This is a genomic window from Candidatus Kaelpia aquatica, from assembly GCA_030765335.1.
Classification (GTDB): domain Bacteria; phylum Omnitrophota; class Gorgyraeia; order Kaelpiales; family Kaelpiaceae; genus Kaelpia; species Kaelpia aquatica.
The window spans coordinates 1-21,357 of sequence record JAVCCU010000043.1 but is presented as its reverse complement, the minus strand read 5'-3'; the positions used below and the strand labels follow the sequence as shown (position 1 = coordinate 21,357).

Below are 21,357 nucleotides of genomic sequence, written 5' to 3'. Positions count from 1 at the left end.
TTGGAAAATTGGTTGAAAATATGGAAGTCGCAGAGGTTTTGCAGAGAGATTTAGCTAATAGGAATGAGCTAAGTGAAGATATTATTGTGGCATCGCTTCTCAATCTTGGATTCTCACGTACGGATACCGATGCATTGTTAGAGTATATGCGTTCAGCTAATCCTCCGCAGATTGATGGAGAAGTGGACTTGCCTCAGACGTTGCTTCACCTTTTAGAAGGTACTGTTGACGATTTTTTACAAGATACTGCTCGGCAGGTTCGCTGGGACCAGGGAGACATATATAACTTTTTGTTTAATTGTACTCTTGGTTCTTTAAATCAAGAAGGTCAGTGGATGAAGCAGCCGATACCAGGGCATCTTAAATGGCATATGTTTATGAACGTAGTAGGGCTTAGCCTTGATACGGCTTTGCCGGCCTTCATAGCTACCTGGTGGATTTCTGAGTTTTTACCTACTGTGACAGTTGCTATAGAAAGCGTTCCGTTAATGCTTTCTCACTTTGCTCTTACAATGGGTAGCTTGTATTATATGTTCCATCAGCCTAAAGCGGGTATTGTAGGTACGAATGTGGCTTTATCGGATATGACGAGAAGCCAATCCCTTTTGATGAATATAGTTGAAAGAACTCCTCTGGCGATCAAAAATTTTTATGGAGCGTTTAGAGGTCAGAAGATAGAGTGGAATGTTTATGGTCAGGCAGCAGCAGGCAGAACTAATCAGCAGATGATAGGGCGATTGAAAAAGAGCTGGATTATTGGCAGTGCTGCTGCTCTTACAATGGGCGTTTTTAGCCCTTCAATATGGCCAATAGCGTTTGGTTCACTGCTCCTCGGCTCTTTAATTGCTAGTCCTTTCCTTGCGCATACGATGGGGCGTCCAGCTGAAGGTATTCAGGAAGCAATTACTGCTGTTAGAGCTATGGATGATAATTATGCTAAGGTTTTAGATACTATTCAAACAGTCGACTATCCCAATGGACTTGAAAATCGCCTTGTGCAGTTAGCAAGCGGGTGGAATAAAAAAAGGATTGTTTATGAGACAGAATACAATCGCGTACCTAGTGAATATCAAGTCGGAGAAGAGGAATCTGTTTTTATGGATGACGTCTGGTCTATGCTTACAGAGAGAGAGCAGCAGGGGCTGACAGAAGTATTTGGAACCGAAGAAGCCAAAAAGACAGCCTTCTTTGATACCATAGCCCAGATTGTTATTCAGCAGGCAAAGTCTTCCGAAGGTTATGATGTTTATAGGACAGCGTTGGATAATGTAACATCGTCTAACCCTGAATATAAAGATCTTAATAAGGCTTTAACAGCTCTTAAGGGAGAAAAAGCCATGCCGTTATTTGTCAAGGCTATGGCAGAGTTAGATGTTGCACCCTGGGAGACCTTAAGCAATCAGGAAAAAGATGCGGTTAGGACCTGTTTCGGAGGAGACCCTTTGAGTATGGCTGCTCAGAGTTATAATGAAGAAGAATCAGAGGCAGCTGTACTATACAATAGTTTTGTAGCTGAGATAAGAACAGAACGGGACGCAGAGATTCTAAGAAGAGCCGATACTGCTATTACTGCATGTGGACTGGAAGATAAAATTTCTGAATTTACCGAGGCAGTTATGAGAGTAGATACAACCTTAATAGGGGTTGATCTGACAGAGCAGGATGCCAGAGAGTATGTAAGAAGAATTATTTATTCAATGTATCTGGATGGAATTCACGATAACATAGAACAAGAATTTTATAAAGTGATTGAATTCTCAGATCAGATTGTCGGGCCGCAGCTCTCATACGAACAAAGTAATCCGGACATAACTTTAGCTGAGCAAATTCAGCATCTCAATGATCTTTTAATGGGGCTTCCACACTAAGGAGGAGGTGAGACATGAGGCTGCTTTTTTCATCCCTCATTTTACTGCTGAGCTGTTATCTCTACCCCTGTAATTTTGTCTCTAGTTCTTCTAGTCAAAATTCTTCCTGCCGCAGAGTTCAGAATACCCAGCGTGAGTTATATATAGAGAAAATTGAAAGCTTGCTTCAGCAAGTAAATGATGCTACAGAAATAAGTGAGAAAACGGAACTTGTCACAAAAATAGAAGGTCTGGTCTATTCTTTGCACGAGTTAATAAATGAAAGCATAAGAGCTGATTTTGGTAGTTTACAGGAAAGAATAGGGACCGGAGAAGCAACAATTCAGGATGTATCTAACTTTTTTAGCCGGATTTCTATTCTACCTGCATTAAAAGAAATTAAGGGTGGCTTTGCATCTAAATTAGAAGACGGTACATTTATGGATTTAGCCACTCATTGCCAGGAAGTCATTCGGTGTTTGCAGATGTTAGAGGAAGGTAATTATGATTATCTTAACCAAAGAATGCTTAGTGGAGAGTCGGACTTAGACAGAACAAATTTTGATAAGGTAGCAGCCATATACAGCTCTTTGATGGAAAATGCTGCAGATAAAGAGGTTATATGGATAGCAGCAGCACTACATGACTATGGTAAAGTTTTATTCGCTGACCATTATACAGATGGTGTAAAATTAGCAGGCGATTTGTTAGAAGAGCTTGGGGTAGAGGAAGAAAAAAGAGCAGATATCTTAGATCTTATATTTCTTCATGGGGTTTTAGGTGAGATTACTTTAGGAGAAAAATCTCCGAAAAATATAATTTCTTATTTGGAAGAAAAAGGCGTTAATGATAAAAACAAATTTTTAAAGATGTTACTCGTTCTTAATGTAGTAGATACTGCTGCTCTTGGGTCTGGCTGGACTGCAAACAGGCAATTGGAGGAGAAGCTATATTTAGCTGATTTGGAGAATCTTGTACAATTAGCTGAGATATATCACAATGTAAGGATTTCCGGATTGTTAGGAGGTCCTGTGGCCGTAAGGAATGCTAAAGGTGAATTAAATCAGGATGAGATAGCCAGCCATATTCCTAGTGTAATTAATGAAATATATCAGAATGAAATAACCGAGCAGGAGAAAGTGGATTTTTTTGACACATTTATGCGCGAGATGAAATTTAATTATACTACATTTTTATTGAGAGGTATGAATCCTCAAAACGTTATCAAATGGCTTTATTTAAATGCCCAAGTCGTGAGATTAAGCGATAATGGAATAAATTCTATTATAAATACTTCGGATAGAAGAGGTGAAGAAGTAGATGTAATTTTTGATAATATTTCTATAGAGCAGATAAGAAATACAGTGGAACAAGAAGAGGTATTTTTGAGTCAAAAATTGCAAAATGGAGAAATGTTTGAGTTATTTGGGATACAAATGAGGTTTGAGAGAGAAAATGGGATTTTAATAATAGATACGAATAATTTACCTGTTTCAAGAGGTATGTCTTTCCTGAGAAAAGAAAATCCGGAATATGTTTTAGTTTAATAAAATGGAGGAGTTGTGTTAAAGAGGGGGATTTATAAAAGGACAGTTCTTTTACTAGCGTTACTCTGGACATTTGTTAGCTCTCCTTTTTTAATTCAGGTATCTGAGCATGTTGGTCTTGAGCTTAGACGAGTTCAGGTTGTTTGGACATCTCCGGAAGGTGTTATATATGGTTCTGCAAGAGCGTCCGTAGGAGCTGATGAAACAGAAATTCACTGGATGATATTTGACCCTGCTGAAGGAATAGTGCAAATGGTGCTGCATGTTGAGGAAGAGATAACATCAGGAAAGTATAGAACCCATACGGTTGATTTTTCCTTAAACTCTTTTCAATTAGATAATGTTGTATCTGGAGAGACATTGTCTGGTTCGGGGGCGGCTATTGATCTGAGAATTGCACCAGATGAACATATAGTACGTTTTGAATCAAAGACCGGACAACAAGTAGTAGGCTTAACAGGGGCCGGAAATATTGGATGGAATGACTGGTTTCTTGCATATGCGGAAGGGGAATTGATATGTTCTGAGGAGGAAATAGAGAGGGTTTCCGAAAGAGTATATTCTTCACTAGTTGTTTATAAAGATGGTAGTGTTACAATGCGAAATCTTAGTTATGATTCTATCGGAGAGGATGTTCGAATAATCGATCAAGAGCAAGATATAGATATAACCGAAGATGTTGAGTATGCTTTTTTTGGGCAACGGTTAATATGGGAAGGAGAGATTGTTGATGTCGTTGACCATTATGAGCAGTTTTCGGACCTCCGTCAGGTATTAAAGAGTGCTATTATATTTCCCATGGATGATATCTGGGGCGGTGGTATGTATTTAGGGTTTGACCAGATGTTTGAGAAGGAAGGTATGTTTATCCAAAAAGCTTTGAATGGAGAGGTGATTGAGATTGATCTTTTAGTCAAATATGATGGGCTTGATTTAAATGTTGTTCAGATTGAGTCATTAAGGAAATCTCTTTCTGATAGAGGGTATTTAGAGCAGAGCTCTATTGATAATGTCAGTAACCCGGGTGATTTCTTTTTAACTCCAAATCAGATTAGGATTCAATTAAAACACGAAACTGTCAGAGATGCTTTAAGTCAAACAAAAGAAGTAAACGGCGTTGTATTAGAGATGGGCTATAGAGAAGTTGTAGATGCTTCTTCTGTGAAGGAGCCGGGAGATTTTATAGTAGCAGATGATACTTTGACTATAAAGTTCCTTGAAGGTGTATATCCACATCATATTGAAGCAGTTACAGAAAGCGGTAGAGTGGTATCTATTGTTGTTTCCGGTAGTTCAGGCTGGTGCGGAGGTACGGTTAAGGGTATAACAGAATGGATTGCGCAGATGCCTGAATTTAAAAATGACCCGATTACCCATGCTATTGTTATTGATAATGGTGCAGATGCTATGTTGTGGCTGGGGGGTGATTTTCTTGCTCGTCCGAATAGCTTGCGCGGTGGCAATGTTCAAGCTGCAATCTTATTAATTAGAGAATAATAGTTGCGTGTTTTTTGGTTTAACTTAAAATGTATGGTATAATTATAGCAAGCAAGGAGGGATTAGATTATGCTTGGGAATAGAAAAGCGTGGTTATGTCTAACTGTTTTATTACTATTATCATCATCATTCAATATTTCATTATCTGTCTCTGAAAATTATTCTTCTTTAAGGCGTTCTCGTGGATTTGCAGCTCGCCAATTTGTACAGAGCATGCCTGCTTCAGACCAGTTTTATTTTATGGGTTTGTTATCTCAGTATGAATCTAGTAGCGATAGTGGAGAAGAAGTTGTTTTAAGAATAGGAGATACTTTTGTTCCTTCTGCCATGTTGACTCAAGAGCAGAGGGTCAGTTTAATGGGCGTAGTAGACTATGCGGTATTGCAGAGCAGGTATGGTGATTCTTCCTGTGGAGATATAGTCTTATGGTTAGCACCTATGGATGGTGGCATAGGTAGTAGTCTTCAAAGGTTAGATTATCTTAAACAGATAAGCGGCAGAGAAGAGTTAGGGGCAAAATCTATAGATATTTTCTTTCCTATTGAGATCAATGATCAAACAATAATGGTCTCTGTAGCTGAGATAAAACTACTTAATGCGATAAGGTGGGTAAAAGAAGACAGAATTGGGGAAGTAGGTTATTTTGAATTAGTATCTACTGAATCAGAAGAATCCATAAGTGCATTAATGGATTCTACATATCTCTTAGATCGTGTAGATGATTCTATAGCTCAAGATAGTAAGAGGACATATCGTGATATATTTAATGAATTAGGAATGGATCTTGAAGTAGCTGTTCAGCAATTATTCCCCACCGTAGATACCACAACAGGTGTACTCTCTATGGAGAGGCGTGCTCCTGGTGGTCATGGACATTGGGGTTTATGGATATTACAGAATATACTTAATTGGGAAGGTCAAGATCAGGCTGTAGCTGCAATATACAATAATGATGGACTTAATAATAGTCCTGATCAGGCTATGATTGGGTGGATGGTTGAGGAGAATATACCCATTGCAATGATTTCAACAACAAGGACAAGCCTTGACACTAAGGGTGGAATCATAGGAATTGTAACTCTTCCAGATGGTAGAACTTATACTGATCTTTTAGAAATTAAACAGGCAGATAAAGTTGAGCAGGGAGAACAATTCCAAGCTATGGGTCTTACTGAAGGAGAGCTTGGAGCCCAATATTTTAATACTAATATGTTTTTATTTAATGTAGGTTTGTTATCACCTTTCTTAAAAGAGCTAAAAGGTGTTTTGGGAGATGATGAGTTTAATCGTGTGGTATTCCCGACTCTTATTCAAAATACAAAATCTCAAGATGGTAAGGAGTTTATTCAGTTAGAAGGAGCGATAGGTTCTGTTGTTTTAAATTTTGGAAAGTATCTTGCAACTACAGATAACCAGGAAGTAAGAGCGTTGATGGAAAAACATGGAATAACCAGATTGGTTTCCATATTAAATGTTGAAGAAGAAGCAAGGACCGATTTCTTCACCCCAGTAAAAGCGGCAGTAGATGTCTGGTTCTTGCAGCCGGAGAGAGGTGTTTTTAGCGTTGATAGTGAAAGCCATGGGTTGATAAAAGAAGATCCCAGTAGGCCATTGCCTCAAATATCACTCTCTGACTCTGGGTATGAAGACCTAAGCGTTCTTATGGATCATTTCTCATCTGTCGATCTTTCTGAAGCAAGTTCTTTTATTGTTCAGGGAAGAGTAAGGATGCCGGCAGCTGATATTAGAGGTAGAGTTGAAATTATAAGTGCATTTGAAGGTGTCTTTGATTTATCTAGCGAAGAGGCTATATCTCAGATTTCAAGCCTTATTGCAGCAGATAATAGGTTGATTCTGGATAATATAAGTCTTAACATAGATAGCAATGGAAGAATAAGTTTCTAATCGGCTCAAAATTCTTAAAAGCCTGATTCCAGAAAGGTAGCCATTGAGAGTAACCTATAATCCAATATTATGTTTTTTAATTTAAATCGTTATTAATCCATATTCACATTGATAGTGTAACATAATTAATATATGCAGTTTCTTGATATTGCATGGTTTAATATGGTATAAATACAGTAGGCATATAATCAAAGATAGGGGGATTAAATATGACTAAAGTAAGTAGTGTTTTCAGGGACATTTTCTTATCGTCCTGTATTGTTATCAGTATTACGATTATTTCCGAAAATTTTAATTACTATATTGTTAATGATTCACCAGGCTTTATTTCCAGAAGAGTAAAAAGGGGTGCTGAGATAGAGCGGTTGGGTGAATCTTTAACTCGCGCTGTGCATGAAGGGAATCTTAATAGTAGTCTTGATCCAAGAGGCCTAAATACTTATAACAATATTTTAAAATGGATGGGTTCTGAATACGGGGATTCTTGGCAAGAGATTAAAGCGCTTGTCGATAGTGGCAATTGGGAAGAGTTGAGAGACGCATTCTATACCAATGTTAAATTTGGAACGGCTGGTATGAGAGGAAAGATGGGTGTAGGAACCAACAGGATAAATATCTATGCCCTTAGACGTGTTGCTCAGGCTGTTGCAGATGACTTAAAGAATAATTTCAGTGCAGAAGACTTAGAGTCTCGACCATATATTATCTCTTATGATACAAGGGAAGGTTCTATGGAATTTGCTCAAGAAGCAGTCAGTATTTTAGCTGCCAATGGAATTAGTGTTGCGATTGCAACTGAAGATAGACCTATTGGTTGGTTCGCTCATATAGTTCCAACGCTTAATGGTTTAGGCGGGATGATGATTACAGCAAGCCATAACCCGGTTGGTAATAACGGCATTAAGTTAAGCGCTGCCTATGGTGGTCAGTTATTACCAGAAGATGGCCAAGCGATATCAGATAATTTTCCTAATATAGAATTATCTTCTGTTAAAACAATGGATTATGCTCAAGCTCAGGAGCGGGGTTTAATTACAGGGCTAGGAGAGGCTGAGAATGAAGAGTATATGGCTAGCGTTACTGGGCTAGTTCGTGATAACAGGTTAACTGATGAAGACCGAGATAGCGTCGAATGTATAGCTCTTCCTTTGAATGGAACAGCTAGAGATACTACTCCTGATGCATTGAGGACTTTAGGCTTTGATGTTGTAGTAGTGCGTGGCAATTTAGATCCTAAATTCACAGGTCTTTCTGCACCAAATCCAACGGTTGAGGGTGCTTTTGATCCAGCAATAGAGATGGCAAACAGCATTATTGGAGAAGATGTTGAATGGAGACAGTTGACAGGTAATGAGACCTGGGTTTTAACAGTTGAATATCTATTAAATCGCATGCTAGAAGAGGGTGTTGATTTAAATGGCAAGAAGATAGTCAGATCATGGGCTACAACTAGCTTAATAGATGCTGTGGTAGAAGGATTTAATAAAGAAAATGGTACAGATATAGAGGTTATAGTGACGCCAGTTGGGTTTAAATGGATTGGAGGTTTAGCCGAGAGCGACCCTTCAATAATAGCTGGATTTGAAGAGAGTGACGGGGGGGCACTCCTTGCACATTCTCTAGAGAAAGATGGAACCTTGACAGCTGCTTTATTTGCTGAGGCTATAGCGTATTGGAATAGTCAACTTAATCCAGGTAGTGATGCCTTTGCAATTCTCGCTAATGATGCTGATGGCGACAGGCTTGTTGTAGCAGTTCCGGAGGAAGGTTCTGTAGTTCTTAAGCAGTTAGAGAATATAAGAGCAAAGTATGGAGAGATTGATGATGCGGTAGATAATAGTAGATTTGAAGGCCCTGAAGGTATGAGTCAGCGTGGACAGATAGTTAGAGGTATAGCTAACAACCCACCAGAGATGTTAGGTGAGTTTAAGGTTGTTGGTGTTCAAGATGGAATTCTCGGTGTAAAAGATGGAGTAATGATATCATTAGAAGATGGTAGCACTATACTTTTTAGAGAGTCTGGTACAGAGCCGATAATGAGGATATATGTTGATACCAAAGGCGATGTTACAAGCATATTAAATGCTATAAAAGGTTATGTTGTCCAGCAGCTTGCATTGATGAATCCATAATAAGTTTTAATGTTAATAAGGGGGATATAATGGTAGGTCTTCTTAAGAGGGGTCTAATTTTAACTTTCTTATTATTGCTGGTTTGTGGTATTTTATCTGAAACAAGGTCAATAGCTGTAAACTGTTATTTGAAAGGAGAATCAATGTCTTTAAGAAGATCTAAAGAGATCCCTAGTATCAACTCGGAGAGCTTAGCAGTTGAAGTTAAATATATAATGGATATGCTAGGCATTAAAGATACACCTAGAGTAGTGCAGATAGTTAAAACTTCAACAGATCCAGTTGCTTTTGTAAGCGAACTGTCTAAAGTATCTAATCAAGATGTAGAGCAAGTTTTGTCTATATTAGATGGGATTGGTTTCTTTAGTACGATTGCTGCTGATTATAGAGTAAGGACAGCTAAGGATATTAATCCTTCAGAATTTGATTCTCAGGAACTAGATGTAGCTGTTGCTTCTGATGGTTATGTTAGTGAAGGCGGTATTAATGGTAATCAAGGTCAGCCCATTTCAGACTTTCTTAGTTTAAAATCCAGATTAGCATCAACGGTTCCTTTTGTATTTAGAGATGATATGGGTGCTTTTGTGGGACGTTTCCTAGGGCTCTCTGATATAAGAACTCAAGCTAGTCCTGATTTATCTGATATAGTTAATACAGTATATGATTTTCTTTCAAAGTTAGATCTAATGAAGATAAAGTATGTTCTTTCTTTTGGTATTGGAGCTAATGAGATGTACTCTCACCAACTCTCTGAGGCAGTAAATGCTTATTTTGTTTCTCAAGGCGTAGACTTTAAATGGATAGTTGTTAATAATCCTGGTCAATTAGATATTATTCCTAATGGGGCTACAAATGAAAATACCATTGTATTTGAGATGTCAAGGAGTGGTGGGACAAAAGAGGTAGTCGATTTATTTAGTCGTACACGTGATAGATTCCAAAATAGGATAGTTGTTGCCAATAAAGGTGCTTTAAAAGATGCAGCTGTTGCCTTATCTAATGAAGATGGAGCAAATGTATTAATAATAGATAATACTCCCGGAGATATTGGTGGTAGGCAGATGAATAGAAAGACTCTCATGGTCTATGCTCCTCTATTTGTTGCTTTAAATGCTGGACTGAGCGATATAAATCAGGGCATCTCTCATTTAGAAGAGTATTGCGAAGCTCTCTATAATGCTAATAGTGAGCTTGATTATGGTTTAGATACAAACATAGCTATAAATTTAGCTGAATTTTTATTTAGGCATAGAGCATCAGGCAGGAACAAATTTTCTGTGGTTTTTGATTCAAGTTTGGCAAAGACTGCAACTAAGGCATTTCAGCTACTTAATGAAGGTGGAAACAAGAATATAGCAGGTGGTTCTAATAATAATATTTTAGTTAGTTATGATTTAGCTAGCGATAGATCTATCTATGAAGCAGTTTTCAATAATGCTTCAGATACTCAACTTCCGATATTTATCTTAGATAGTAGCTTGGATAGTTATAAAGATAGTTTGGCTTATGTCGAAGAGTTAAGAGCAAAAGGAATCCCCTGTATTGCTATCTCAGTTAATATGAGCGAAGAGCTAGACAACAACCTAAGTGTTCATGCTAGAACAAGCGCTCTTTTGCAGGATATGGTTGTCTATTATACCTACATAACCAATCAGGATGCTAACTCTAATCCAGCAGTTAAATTTGTACGTGAGATAACATCAGCTATGTTTGAAATATTAGCAGAGAGAAGAGAGGGTGGAGATAATGATGTTAGAATGAGCTTTGAGGATGTTGTTAATAAAATAAATGAACAGCAAGAGATTGCTCATGATAAAGCAGAGAGTGCTATTAGTGCTAGAAATATTAATAGAGTTTCTTCAGTAAGCACAGACATTGCTCCTTTAACAGACGCTCTAACTTCTTTATCTACAGAATTAGGTATTACGGACGATGTTGTTACTCAAGCATTGGTTGGATCTATATCAAGATCTGTTATGGGGGCAGATGTTGGTGAGGCAGGTGGTAGCCCGGGGAGTGAGATAAATTTTGCGCTTAGTAGTTCTAATATAGGTTCTTCTTTAGGGCAGTTGACACCCGATACTGCAGTACCATCTTTAAGCCAGCAGGTTGTTTTACAAGATGTTGAAGGTGTTAGAATATCAGTTGCAGTAGAAGATGGTAGTCAGATAAATTTAGAAGGTGATTTAGCTACCCAGATAGCAACTTATCTAGGAGCTATGTATCAAGATAGAAAAGATACTTTAGAGCAACTCTCATTGACATATATGGAGGTTGATTCAGAGAACCCTCTTATTAAAGCGATCTCTCAGATTATGGTTAATGCTGTATCTGATAAAAATATCACCTGTCCTTTGCTTGGACTTCCTGGAGTTGCTCATCAAGGTATAGAGGCCATTATGTCTCATCCTGAGAGCATTTTTAACATTGCTATTGTCTATACAAATGCTTATGGCGAGGGACTTGGAACCCAACAGATAGATAGTGTTGCTACTGTTGATGATGCAACCTATGTCTACGGAATATCTAATGTTGCTAGAATGGCTCTCGGTGGAACACCTAGTGTTATATTTGAGGTTAGAAATGGTAAAGACCTCGAGATGATAAGGGATGTTATTGAGAGAGTTATGGTAATATTCCGTACAGAATATTTAGGCGGATAGAAAGTTTTATAGAAATCTTTCATTGTTATCACCCCGATTGTTCTTGATTTCTCTTGACGCTTTATTTCTATATACCTACAATAAATACTAGAGAGTAACCCTCAGGATTGGGGATAATTTGTCCAAGCTCGGAAGGGCCCACTAGGAGGTGAGCGCATGGATTGGAAAGGAATACTCTGGGATCCGGTAAGCGGCATATTTACCCGTGCAGTTAACTTTTTACCCACCCTTATAAGCGCAGTAGCAGTTTTTGTTATTGGCTGGTTTGTTGCCAAAGCGATACAGAAAATTACATCCAAGGTTTTCTCCTGGCTTAAACTTGATATGTTATCTGATAAGTCCGGATTATCAAATCTCCTAAGTAAAGGCGGAATAAAGCAGACTTTCTCACAGCTCTTAAGCGTACTCCTTTACTGGTTTGTAATGCTACTTGTACTTATCTCAGCTCTAAACATTTTAAAGCTTAATGTGCTTGCCCAGCTTATGGATAAGATTATCTTCTACATCCCCAATGTAATAGCAGCTATATTCGTTGTTGTTGTTGGGATGTATCTTGCATCTTTCTTATCAGGGTTAGTAAAGACTGCGATGAGAGGAATTGGAGTTCGGGAAGCACATTTCTTGGGTAACTTAACAAGAGGTGTTGTGATTCTTTTTGCCCTAGTTATCTCACTTCAGCAGCTTAGGATTCAAGCTGGCATACTATCTTTTGCACTGCAGGTTTCACTTGCTAGTATTGGCCTTGCAATTGGCCTTGCATTTGGTTTGGGAGGTAGAGAGACAGCATCAAGAATGCTTGAAGAATGGCGTGATAAAGTAAGAAAAAAAGAAGATATTACTCAATAATATAGAAAGATAGCAGGCTATGCCCCGTTTATTTTGCGGGGCATTTCTTATTAAAATAAGAATTAACCATTGCACCCGTTTAAATAGTGCTTATAATAAGATTCTGGAATATAATCCGCTTCTCATTTATAATCTAGGTGTGATTTTTTAGGGCGTTAATAGACGGAGGTTTCAATGATTGAGATTAAAAGAGCGCTTATAAGTGTCTATAAGAAAGATGGTATCTTGGATTTAGCCAAAGCTCTTATTGATCGTAATATAGAGATACTCTCAACTGGCGGTACAGCCAAACTGCTTAAAAACAATAATATCCCTGTAACTACTGTTGAAGATTATACTCAGTTTCCTGAGATGATGGATGGGCGCGTTAAGACGCTTCACCCAAAGATTCATGCAGGAATATTAGCCAGACGGGACAATAAAGATGATATAGCTAAACTGGATGAATTTAAGATAAAAAGAATAGACCTTGTTGTAGTAAACCTTTATCCATTCCAGGAAGTTACTCAAAAGGAAGATTTAGAGTTAAATCAAGCAATAGAGTTTATAGATATCGGTGGACCTACCATGATAAGGGCAGCAGCCAAGAACTATAAGCATGTAGTCACTCTCTCTAATGTCGATCAATATAAAGATCTGGTTGAGGAGCTAGATAAAAAAGGAGTAGTATCAGAAGAACTAGCTCTTAAATTTGCTAAAGATGTTTTCAGTACTATGGCTTTATATGATAAGTCAATAAGCTCCTATTTAGGGAGAGTTATAGGTGAAGAAGAAGGATTAATCAATAATATTTCAATCAATTTAAAGAAGAAGTCTGATTTAAGGTATGGAGAAAACTCTCATCAAAGAGCCGCTCTTTATGAAATGGCCGGAGAAGAGGGGCTGGCAGGAGTAAGGAAACTATCAGGCAAAGAGCTCTCTTTTAATAACTGGCTGGATTTAGACGCAGCTTCAATCTCTATAGCTAGCTTTAAAGAGCCAGCCGCAGTAGTTATAAAACATAACAATCCTTGTGGTTTAGCCATTGCTTCTAATATCAAAGATGCGTTCATAAGAGCCAATGAATCTGATAGTCTCTCTGCATTTGGCGGCATTGTAGGTTTAAATAGAGAAGTGACCCTTACGGTTGCAGAGGCAATAATAGAGACAGGCTTTAAGGAGTGTATTATTGCACCAGGTTATAGTAAGGATGCATTATCTATATTGAGTGAAAAGAAAAATCTCAGGATTATGGAAACAGATTTTTTCTCTAAAGATATTGATTTTGCATTACTTGATTTTAGAAGAGTTCAGGGTGGTTTTTTAGTTCAGGATAGAGATTCGAAAGATATAGAAAGAGATGATTTAAAGGTAGTTACAAAGAAGATACCCGAGGACTTGGAGATAGATGCTCTCCTCTTTGCCTGGCGCGTTGTAGCTAAGGTTAAATCCAACGCCATAGTTTTAGTGAGAGATTTTAGCAATAAGACATATGCGACAGTAGGTATCGGGGCTGGGCAGGCATCAAGAGTAGATTCGGTTATAATCTCAATTCGTAAAGCCGGAGATAGAAGCAGGGGGGCGGTCTTAGCATCGGATGCGTTTTTTCCTATGGCAGACTCTATTGATATAGCTCAAGAAGCAGGTATTACCGCTATCATTCAGCCTGGGGGTTCAATTAAAGATAAAGAAGTAATAGAGAAGGCTGATGAGTTAGGTCTAGCTATGGTATTTACCTCGATACGTCACTTCCGCCATTAATTCTAGAGTTATTATGAATATTAAAGATTATACCCAAGCAATAGATTATTTAAAATCATTTTTTAATCTTGAGAATGTCTCTCGTTATAATTATTCTAGAGAGCTTAAGCTAGAGAGAATGAAGGATCTCTTAGAAAAGTTCAATAATCCTCAAGATAGCTTTAAAGCTGTTCATGTAGCAGGCAGCAAGGGTAAAGGTACGGTATCTGCATCTCTGTTTCAGATATTTAAAGAGTCAGGTTATAAGGTCGGGCTCTATACTTCACCTCACCTCTTGAACTTTAGAGAGAGAATCAGAGTCTCAACTAATAAGACCGATGATCCGATAGGTTTTGGTGATACTATCTCAGAAGAGGATCTGGTCAGGGTTGTTAGTATTGCAAAGCCTATAATTGAAGAGTTTTCTAGTGATTCTAGGTGGGGTAAGCCTACATTTTTTGAGATCTATACTTTAGTTGCATTTCTTTATTTTAAAGATAAAAATCTGGATTTAGCCATTATTGAAGTTGGTTTAGGAGGCAGGCTTGATGCAACAAATGTAATGAATTCTATTTTAACTATAATAACTAAGATTGTTTTTGAGCACACAGATAAACTTGGAGAGGAGATAACGCAGATAACAGATGAAAAGTGTGGAATATTGAAAGAGGGTATTCCTTGCGTTCTAGGTGTTCAAAAGTGGACTCAAGTGGTTGGGAGAGTCAAGGATAATGCCGGAAAGAAGAGTGTTCCGCTGCATGTAATAGATGAGGATATAGAGCTAGAAGAGAAAGATAGATCCTTCTCTATATCTTTTGGAGCTAGTAAATATATCAATCTGAAGACAAATCTTCTGGGCCATTTTCAATATCAGAATCTTGCACTGTCTGTTGCTGCAGCTCATCTTCTAAGTGAAGATTATCCCAATTTATCTCTCCCAAGCATAAGGTCGGCCCTCTCTGATATATGCTGGCCGGGCAGGATGCAGCTTATAAAGAAGAGCCCGGTTATAATACTTGATTCTGCTCATACTCCAGAGAGCGTAGAGCTGTTGGGAGATGAATTAAAGAGGTCATATCCAGATAGAGATATTGTGTCTATTCTTGCGATAAGTTCAGATAAGGATAAGAGAGGAATAATCGATCAAGCATCAAAATTCTCAAGCAGTATTATATTTACCCGCGCTCTAAGCAGCAGGCTTAGCTATCAGGAAGAGCTTATAGATATAGCAAATGAACTGGGTTTGATTAATTACAGCGTTGAATATGATTTTGAATGTTTTATGAGTAAGATATTGAATAAATCTGACAAAAAGAGATTGTACCTGATAGCAGGTTCTATTTTTTTAGTCTCCAAGGCTCTTGAGGTGTTTAAATATGGAGCATTACAGACCAGATGATACAATAGCTGCAATATCTACTCCTCTTGGCCGTTCAGGTATAGGAGTAGTTAGGCTATCCGGGGCTAAAGCATTAGATATAGCCTCTAGTATCTTTATCTCGAAAAACAATAAATCTCTAGAAAGCTTTAAGTCTCATACAATTCACTATGGTTTTATAAAAGATAATAACTCTAAGAGAGATGATTTTATAGATGAAGTGCTTCTTACTGTTATGAAGGCTCCAAAAACATATACAAGAGAAGATATAGTTGAGATTAACTGCCATGGGGGAGTTGTTGTACTAGGTCAGATTTTAAATCTTTGCATAAATAGAGGGGCTCGCGCTGCCTCCCCAGGCGAATTCACTCTCCGTGCTTATCTTAATGGCAGAATTGATCTCTCTCAGGCTGAAGCGGTAATGAATATAATAGATGCTAAGACAGAGGAGTATCTTAGAGTATCAGCCAGACAGCTTGATGGCGGATTGTCTAAGGTTATATTCAAGATAAGAGAGGAATTACTCCTTGTGGCATCTGAGTTTGAGGCAATATTAGATTTTCCCGAGGAAGAAGTAGAGGAGAGTAAAAAAGGCGATCTTTTAAAAAAACTCAAGAACATAAAAAAAGAGCTGGAAGATTTAATCAAACATGGTAAAGAAGGCTCTCTTATGCGTGAAGGTATCAAGGGTGTTATAGTGGGTAGGCCCAATGTCGGTAAATCCTCTCTTATGAATGCTCTTTTAGGCCATAATAGAGTGATTGTGAACCATCTTCCAGGGACAACCAGAGATGTAGTTGAGGAAGTAATTGATCTAGACGGTATCCCATTAAGAGTTGCAGATACAGCAGGTATAATTGAAACAGATGATTTAATAGAGAGAGAGGGTGTAAGAAGAGCAAACAATGAGATAGAGAGAGCTGATTTAGTCTTAGTAGTTTTAGATTCAACCCAGGAACTATCTAAAGATGATCACTTGATATTAGATAAAGTTAAAGATAAGCATGTAATTATAGTTGTAAATAAGATTGATTTAAAAGACGGCCTAGATTTATCAACTGTTAGAAAGTTAGATTATAATAATATAGTTAAGATCTCTGCCATTAAGGAGTTAGGAATCGATGAGCTTAGAAAGAGTGTCTTTAAGCTATTTTTAGAAGAGAGTATAGACCTATCAGCTCCAATCATAACTAATATCCGGCATTTAGAGGGGGTTAAAAAGGCCCTAGAGGCTCTTAATAGAGCAATTGATAGTATTATGACTCAAGATGTTTATTTTGAATTAATTACGGAGGATTTAAGATTATCCTTAGGTTCTCTGTCCTCTATTTTAGGAATTGAGGTTACTAAAGATCTCTTAGAGACAATATTCTCCCGTTTCTGTATCGGAAAGTAGGTTTTTGGTCTTTTCAGAATAATCTCTCCACTACTAAAAATCCTAACCATTTGCCTTGATTAAATTTGAATGGTATACTTTATAAAGAGGGTAGAAATAAATATTAATCTGTAATTTTTAATGTTGGAGGGGGTTACAATGAAAAAAGCAGTATATTTTTTAGGGTTATTTTGCGTTTTTGTTACTTTTTCAGTTGTTAAACCGGCTGTAAAGTCGTGCGATATTGCTCTATTTAGGCGTATAAAATCAGATGATAAAAAAGTATTAGCTGAGGTAGGTTCAGCTTTTTAATGTTTAAAGAAGAAGCTCTTGATAGCTGCCTTATGACGATACATAATGAAATAGCTTTCAACACCCAGCTTACACCGAGATGGAGAGATGCATTACTTCAATGTTGTCAACAGGTAGATGCTAAACTTACTAAGTTAGAAAGAAATATATCAGAGAGGATATCAAATATTGAAGAAGGAGAATCTCAAGAGACACCACAACAGATTGTTGAAAGCATAAGAGAAAGTCTTATCGGACTTCAAATTTTTATTGATCAGAAATTCGTTGAGCTACGCGATGAAATTGTAGGCATGGAAAATAAGGGTGATAATTCATTTGCATTAGGTGAGGCTAAAAAGAATATATCTCTTTGGATCGAGAGTATGATATCCAGTTTTGATGAGATAGTTGAACTTATAGGTATATAAATTGCTTAAGAAGGATGTTTAGAAAGTAATTCAGAGAGTATATGAAGCAATAACGCTACATATTTAGGCGGTTTATCTTTGTGATTTTGATATATAAAATGGTGCAAAACCTTAAAGAGTTGGGGGCAGGCGGAGGAAATCAAAGTAATTTTGTGATATTTTTTAATAAGTCGTAACTGATATGGGGTATAAAAGCCGTATTTTAATATTGGCAGCAGTATTCCATAACAGAGAGTGAAGCTCGTCGTATTAAGGGGGTGGAGTTTGATTTGTCTTCCTGGAGCGCTGAGGATATTTCTTTAGTAAAAGAAGGTTATGTCCTGATTTATGACAGCAATACAGGTGAAAGGATTGGCACCTTTAATCGGCTTGTTCCTTCTGTTTTATTTAGAGGAGATTGAGTTATGAGATCTATGTCTAAGGCAATAGTTTTGATGGGTTCTATACCTCTGGTCTCTTGCTCTGCTTATGACAGGTGTATTAAAGAAGAACATTATTATAGCATTGTTGGCGAGAGAATTGGTTCTGAAAAAGTGGATGCATCGCATATATTTTCTTTTTTTGTTAGTATCTTTCTTCACCATGTGTTTGACCACCTTAGAAGAGAATTAGGTTTTTAGAGTCTTGAATTGAATATTTTAAAGAGTATAATAATAAATAAGAGGTGATGGGGCAGACAATGAATAGAATAAAAATATTTCTCTCTTCAATTGTTTTGATTGTCTTTAGCATTAGTTTAATTAATCCATCTATATTTTTTCAATCATTGTCTAGTATGCGCAGGGAGAGAGTATTGCCAGTAGATAGTTATCTGGATTTTGTTGAAAATACGACAGCTAGTCGGGTTGATGAAGAGATTAGAAGAAACCCTGCATATATAAGAATAAGAGGGGGGCACTTAAACCATTCTCGCAATCTTATTCTAAAGGCTGCTGAGATTGCTTTAGAAGATCATAATTCAGGAGAACCAAAGCGCGTACTTGTCATAGGTGCTGGAAGCTGTTTAGATATTCCTATAAAAGAATTGACTCAAATGTTTGATGAGGTTTATCTGTTAGATATAGCGTATAAAACAACAGCAGCTATTGCTGAAGAGGGCAGATACTTTGATCTTGTAAGAGAAGATGGTGAATGGCAAGCTGTAGAAAACTATTTATCTGCAGAAGAGCGGTCGAAGATTAAATTTGTTTTATCTGATGCTACAGGCGGAGCTGTATTTGAGATAGTAGGCAGACTCGAGGAGTTGCTGCAGTCTGAAGTAATTACTAAAGATGATGTCTTGGGTCTATTGGATGGACTTACTCTTTCTCAGCTTCCGTTTGAAGGTGGTTATTTCGATTTTATATCCTCATCTACAGTGTTTTCAGAGTTTTTAAATCTTGTTGAAAATTATATTATGGTTAGATTGGACGATAGAGATGCATCTTTTTACGTTAATGATATCAATGTGGGTGAAACGCTTATAAGGTTAAATGAAGATATGGGGCGTTTTCATGTCAGAGAAGCTTATCGCATGCTTAATGATAGCGGTAGGCTCTATCTCTCTGCGGCTAGATTTATTGGCGAGGTTTTTACTCCAATTGGCAATATAGATGGTAAGGCAGGCGAGTTCTTACCCCAAAGCAGTTTTATACGCCATCTAGTTAGAGAGATCAGCATGCCAGAGGATTTAACTACTCTGGTGTCTGATCATTTCTCTATATTTCCTCAAGAGCAACCGGATCTAAGTTCATGGCTTTGGCCTATAGATAATGATACGGCTATAGGTGTGCAGGCTGTGGTATTAGCTAAAAGAGAATATTCTATTCCTTTAAACGGTGATGAAGAGTTAAGCTTAACCTCAGGATTGATAGAGACTATTGGGAATATATATGTATATGGCAATTCTTTTAAAGATAGAGCAGGTCACTTTATAACAACTATCCCAGATCATCTCTTGAATGAAGGATTATATATATTGAATAGACGTTTAGATCATTTGATAAGAGATGAGCTTAGGAATGATGAGATTGATTTTGGCGATAGTTTCGTACCTCATCTCTATGCTACGTCTCTTACGTTGATTAATAGGAGAGATTTAAGAAATATATTCCTAGGGGATGATTTAGGCAGTATTAATACTGTATCACTTAATGGTAAGATCACCCTAACAAGGTTGATGCGCATCTCTAACGGTACCTATCTTAATAATGTTGATTTTAAAGCTGCAGTATATGTGGGGAGTGGTTGGGTTTTAGAGGATGTTTACGCAGAGAGAAGCGTGTTTTCAGCGAGCATGACAGATGAAGAGACGATATTGTCTAACACAAGTATTGTTAATTCCTACATAGGTTTTGGTGCTGATATCAATGCAAGTAGTATAAAGAATACAATAATCCCGGAAGGAAGAGTTTTAAGAGCAGAAGCAATAGGGTTGATGGGTGAAGAGAAAGCTTTAGCAGAATATCTTTCATTGGTCCATGAAGAATTGGATATCCAGAGACTTTTGAGTGGAGATATAAGAGTTCCAGGTTCTGATATTGACAATCTTTCCCATGCTGGGAGGATAACTAGCTTAGCGGCAGCTTTCTGTTTATTACTGCAGCAGAGCGAAGTCTATCTTGTTGATAACTATATAGATTCTCTTCCTCAGGAAGTAGAATCTATGGTTAGAGATAGGATGAGTATAGTCTCTGTGTTCATAGACCATTCGTTGTATGAAACTATCAATGGACCATAATAACAGTTTATCTTGACAAAAATATAGATTAAGTTTATATTTTATAGCACTATCTTAAAAATCTTATTGTTTAATAATATGGATTCCTCGGTAGCTCAATTGGTAGAGCGGGTGGCTGTTAACCACTAGGTTCGAGGTTCAAGTCCTTGCCGAGGAGCCATGTTTTTGTAAGTAATTGGTATATAAGGAGTTAGGAAGAATAGCCTCTTCATCTAGGAGAGGTTATTCTTGTATCTGCTTGGTATTAAAAGAGTTAGGAATGTAGTTATTTTTCGAGTCCTTCCCGTTAATAATATTTTAATTCTCTCTTAATCAAATCAGGAAATAATTAGTCTTAAAGTATCTCTTTATCTCTAAAAGGGCGATCATTTAATCAAAACCATTTAATCAAATATATAGGATTATAATCTAGATAGCGTCTCTCTATAAAAGAGAGAATAATTTTGATTAAATGAAATAGAGACTATTTCTCTGAATATTTATCTCTCTTTATCTCTGTTTAAAATAATTTGTATGAAATTTGTCATTAGTGGAATATGGTGGTATACTTATTATATAGTTTATAAAACTATTATATTAATGGTTATATTTGATTAAATAAAAATGAAATATTGTAGAGCTAAATTTATTTTATTGATTTCTTCTATTCTTATTATTTCTGTTGTTTTTATTTCTAATTATGCCTATGCCCGTAGAGTTAAAAACGGCAGCTTAGCTATAGAGATATCGGCAGAAGATAGAGCAAGTTATATCGATTATCTACAGCAAGGCAATCTTCAGGCTTCAGAAAAGAATATACAGTTGTTTGCAGAGCTGGGCAGAGCATCTGCTGAGGCAGGTTTCAGTCCCCGGGATACATTCTATGCTCTTAAAGGATTAGCAGAAACAGGCATCATAACCGAAGATAATCTTTCTGAGGTAATAGAACTGGGCAGATTATCTGCTGAGGCAGGTTTCGATCCCCGGGATACATTCGATGCTCTTACAGGATTAGCAGATGCAGGCATCGT

General features: G+C 37.3%; 15 protein-coding genes and 1 tRNA gene. All 16 read left to right on the top strand.

The window, feature by feature from the left end; genetic code table 11:
• Positions 1-1,868, top strand: a 1,868-nt coding sequence (locus tag P9X27_06785; protein ID MDP8254079.1) for a hypothetical protein, incomplete at its 5' end; no start/stop codon positions are given.
• Between the two features lie 14 nt (positions 1,869-1,882).
• A complete protein-coding gene (locus tag P9X27_06780) occupies positions 1,883-3,394 on the top strand; it encodes an HD domain-containing protein (protein MDP8254078.1) in 1,512 nt (503 codons plus the stop codon).
• A 15-nt stretch (positions 3,395-3,409) separates the two neighbouring features.
• Positions 3,410-4,891, top strand: a complete 1,482-nt coding sequence (locus P9X27_06775; GenBank protein ID MDP8254077.1) for a hypothetical protein — start codon at positions 3,410-3,412, stop codon at positions 4,889-4,891.
• A gap of 69 nt (positions 4,892-4,960) precedes the next feature.
• On the top strand, positions 4,961-6,796 hold the full coding sequence (locus tag P9X27_06770; GenBank protein MDP8254076.1) for a UTP--glucose-1-phosphate uridylyltransferase: 1,836 nt from the start codon (positions 4,961-4,963) through the stop codon (positions 6,794-6,796).
• A 209-nt stretch (positions 6,797-7,005) separates the two neighbouring features.
• Positions 7,006-8,928, top strand: a complete 1,923-nt coding sequence (locus tag P9X27_06765; GenBank protein ID MDP8254075.1) for a hypothetical protein — start codon at positions 7,006-7,008, stop codon at positions 8,926-8,928.
• Positions 8,929-9,071: 143 nt separating this feature from the next.
• Positions 9,072-11,591, top strand: coding sequence for a hypothetical protein (locus P9X27_06760; GenBank protein ID MDP8254074.1), 2,520 nt, complete (start codon positions 9,072-9,074; stop codon positions 11,589-11,591).
• A 156-nt stretch (positions 11,592-11,747) separates the two neighbouring features.
• Positions 11,748-12,437, top strand: coding sequence for a hypothetical protein (locus P9X27_06755; GenBank protein ID MDP8254073.1), 690 nt, complete (start codon positions 11,748-11,750; stop codon positions 12,435-12,437).
• A 174-nt stretch (positions 12,438-12,611) separates the two neighbouring features.
• Positions 12,612-14,177 carry a bifunctional phosphoribosylaminoimidazolecarboxamide formyltransferase/IMP cyclohydrolase gene (purH, locus tag P9X27_06750; GenBank protein MDP8254072.1) on the top strand — a complete coding sequence of 522 codons (1,566 nt, stop codon included), beginning with the start codon at positions 12,612-12,614 and terminating at the stop codon, positions 14,175-14,177.
• Positions 14,178-14,190: 13 nt separating this feature from the next.
• Complete coding sequence (locus tag P9X27_06745; GenBank protein ID MDP8254071.1) at positions 14,191-15,555, top strand: folylpolyglutamate synthase/dihydrofolate synthase family protein; 1,365 nt, start codon at positions 14,191-14,193, stop codon at positions 15,553-15,555.
• Positions 15,533-16,930 (top strand): tRNA uridine-5-carboxymethylaminomethyl(34) synthesis GTPase MnmE, encoded by a 1,398-nt coding sequence (gene mnmE / locus P9X27_06740; protein ID MDP8254070.1) that lies wholly within the window; start codon positions 15,533-15,535, stop codon positions 16,928-16,930. Before P9X27_06745 ends, mnmE begins: the two co-directional genes overlap by 23 nt.
• Before the next feature lie 138 nt (positions 16,931-17,068).
• Positions 17,069-17,221 carry a hypothetical protein gene (locus P9X27_06735; GenBank protein MDP8254069.1) on the top strand — a complete coding sequence of 51 codons (153 nt, stop codon included), beginning with the start codon at positions 17,069-17,071 and terminating at the stop codon, positions 17,219-17,221.
• The gene (locus tag P9X27_06730; GenBank protein MDP8254068.1) at positions 17,221-17,628 is read left to right on the top strand and encodes a hypothetical protein; all 408 of its coding nucleotides are present in this window, start codon (positions 17,221-17,223) and stop codon (positions 17,626-17,628) included. Before P9X27_06735 ends, P9X27_06730 begins: the two co-directional genes overlap by 1 nt.
• 404 nt (positions 17,629-18,032) lie before the next feature.
• A complete protein-coding gene (locus tag P9X27_06725; GenBank protein MDP8254067.1) occupies positions 18,033-18,248 on the top strand; it encodes a hypothetical protein in 216 nt (71 codons plus the stop codon).
• Between the two features lie 59 nt (positions 18,249-18,307).
• On the top strand, positions 18,308-20,347 hold the full coding sequence (locus tag P9X27_06720) for a hypothetical protein (GenBank protein ID MDP8254066.1): 2,040 nt from the start codon (positions 18,308-18,310) through the stop codon (positions 20,345-20,347).
• An 84-nt stretch (positions 20,348-20,431) separates the two neighbouring features.
• Positions 20,432-20,507: transfer RNA gene (locus tag P9X27_06715), tRNA-Asn, on the top strand.
• A gap of 443 nt (positions 20,508-20,950) precedes the next feature.
• Positions 20,951-21,357: hypothetical protein (locus tag P9X27_06710; GenBank protein ID MDP8254065.1), on the top strand; the 407-nt coding region annotated here is incomplete at its 3' end.

Excerpts from the sequence above, each read along its gene's own strand:
- P9X27_06780 (MDP8254078.1), top strand. The coding sequence starts at position 1,883 with ATGAGGCTGCTTTTTTCATCCCTCATTTTACTGCTGAGCTGTTATCTC.
- P9X27_06770 (MDP8254076.1), top strand. The coding sequence starts at position 4,961 with ATGCTTGGGAATAGAAAAGCGTGGTTATGTCTAACTGTTTTATTACTA.
- P9X27_06765 (MDP8254075.1), top strand. The coding sequence starts at position 7,006 with ATGACTAAAGTAAGTAGTGTTTTCAGGGACATTTTCTTATCGTCCTGT.
- P9X27_06760 (MDP8254074.1), top strand. The coding sequence starts at position 9,072 with ATGTCTTTAAGAAGATCTAAAGAGATCCCTAGTATCAACTCGGAGAGC.
- P9X27_06755 (MDP8254073.1), top strand. The coding sequence starts at position 11,748 with ATGGATTGGAAAGGAATACTCTGGGATCCGGTAAGCGGCATATTTACC.
- purH (MDP8254072.1), top strand. The coding sequence starts at position 12,612 with ATGATTGAGATTAAAAGAGCGCTTATAAGTGTCTATAAGAAAGATGGT.
- P9X27_06745 (MDP8254071.1), top strand. The coding sequence starts at position 14,191 with ATGAATATTAAAGATTATACCCAAGCAATAGATTATTTAAAATCATTT.
- mnmE (MDP8254070.1), top strand. The coding sequence starts at position 15,533 with ATGGAGCATTACAGACCAGATGATACAATAGCTGCAATATCTACTCCT.
- P9X27_06735 (MDP8254069.1), top strand. The coding sequence starts at position 17,069 with ATGAAAAAAGCAGTATATTTTTTAGGGTTATTTTGCGTTTTTGTTACT.
- P9X27_06730 (MDP8254068.1), top strand. The coding sequence starts at position 17,221 with ATGTTTAAAGAAGAAGCTCTTGATAGCTGCCTTATGACGATACATAAT.
- P9X27_06725 (MDP8254067.1), top strand. The coding sequence starts at position 18,033 with ATGAGATCTATGTCTAAGGCAATAGTTTTGATGGGTTCTATACCTCTG.
- P9X27_06720 (MDP8254066.1), top strand. The coding sequence starts at position 18,308 with ATGAATAGAATAAAAATATTTCTCTCTTCAATTGTTTTGATTGTCTTT.